Source organism: Pseudomonadales bacterium, from assembly GCA_013215025.1.
GTDB lineage: Bacteria > Pseudomonadota > Gammaproteobacteria > Pseudomonadales > DT-91 > DT-91.
The window spans coordinates 1-1,562 of the sequence record JABSRR010000350.1 but is presented as its reverse complement, the minus strand read 5'-3'; the positions used below and the strand labels follow the sequence as shown (position 1 = coordinate 1,562).

Sequence of the window (1,562 nt, the reverse complement as noted above, 5' to 3'; positions counted from 1 at the left end):
CGGATTCGCAATAAACTAGAAAAAGCGCACCGCAAACAAGCTGCAGTATAGTTGCATAAATAGGGTTTATTGATATGCGTATTATTTTTGCCGGTACTCCTGACTTTGCTGCCGCGCAGCTTGAGTCTTTGTTACAACACGGCATAAAACCTGTCGCGGTCTACTCCCAGCCTGATCGACCAAAGGGTCGGGGTAAAAAATTAATTCAAACGCCGGTTAAACAAATTGCTGAAGCCCAGGAGATTCCTGTATTTCAGCCGCAGAATTTTAAGTCGGCCGAGTCGCTGCAACAGCTGGCAGACTTAAAACCCGATCTTATGATTGTTGTGGCCTATGGTTTGATTTTGCCGCAGGCGGTGTTGCAGTTACCCAAGTTCGGCTGTATCAACGTACACGCCTCTATTTTGCCGCGATGGCGCGGAGCGGCACCGATTGAGCGGGCGATTGCTGCGGGCGATCAAGAAAGCGGCGTGACCATTATGCAAATGGATCAAGGTTTAGATACCGGCGATATGCTGCATATAAAGCGCTGTGCTATAGAGCAATCAACCACTGGCGATGCCTTACGCCAGCAACTGCAGGGTATCGGCAGTGAAGCGTTGATTCAGGTACTGCAGCAGCTTGAAAAAGGTCAGTTACAGCCGATACAGCAAGACCACAGCCAAGCTAATTACGCTGAAAAATTAACTAAGCAAGAAGCGGCGGTCGATTGGTCTTATTCTGCACAGCGATTGTTGAAGATAATTCATGCCTTTAACTCGGCGAATACCTGTTATGCCGCATGGCAGGACGATAGAGTTAAAATTTTTACAGTAGATGTTCTGCCGCCAGCTGACATTCGGCAGCCTGGCGAGATAGTCAGTATCACTAAGCAACATTTAACGGTTGCCTGTGGCGACGGCAGCGAGCGACTTTCACTATTGGAAATTCAGTTGCCAAACGCTAAACGTATGGCAACCGCGGCGGTGTTAAATGGCCGGCGCGATTATTTTGCCGTTGGACAAGCTTTTGCCTAAATCGCGTCGCAGGACTAAGCCAAAAGCGTTAAACAATCCGCGGGTGGCGGCCGCCGTAGCAGTCTCAGCGGTACTTGAGAGGCAGTCATTAACCGCGACGCTTGCAAGCGTAACAACTAGCTTATCAGTTCAAGATGCAAGCCTAGCTAAAGCATTAGCTTATGGCGTTTGCCGGTTTTATTTCAGCCTCGCTCAGCAACTTGAAAAACAGCTTAAAAAACCGTTGCGACAAAAAGACCAGGATGTGTATGCACTGCTTCTAGTCGGCGCATATCAGTTGCGGCATCTCCGTCAGCCGAGCTATGCGGCGATTGATTCGGCAGTTACGGCGGCAAAATCCCTTGGCAAGCCTTGGGCGGTTGGTTTGGTTAACGCGATACTGCGTGGGCTTGACGCACAACCTATGCCAAAACCGCAATACGAACATCCAGACTGGTTAATTGCCAGTATCAGGCAGGCTTATCCCGATCATTATGCCGAGATTTTTGATGCCAATAATCAACCGGCGCCTTATGCCGTGCGAGCCAATTTATGCAAGACGACTCG

Annotated in this window: 2 protein-coding genes; both read left to right on the top strand. The window is 49.4% G+C overall.

The window, feature by feature from the left end; all coding sequences use genetic code 11:
- The first annotated feature begins 74 nt into the window (after positions 1 to 74).
- Complete coding sequence (locus HRU21_13580; protein ID NRA43313.1) at positions 75 to 1,016, top strand: methionyl-tRNA formyltransferase; 942 nt, start codon at positions 75 to 77, stop codon at positions 1,014 to 1,016.
- Positions 1,009 to 1,562 (top strand): 16S rRNA (cytosine(967)-C(5))-methyltransferase (locus HRU21_13575; GenBank protein NRA43312.1); only part of this gene is annotated, 554 nt, incomplete at its 3' end. The genes HRU21_13580 and HRU21_13575, both read left to right, overlap by 8 nt.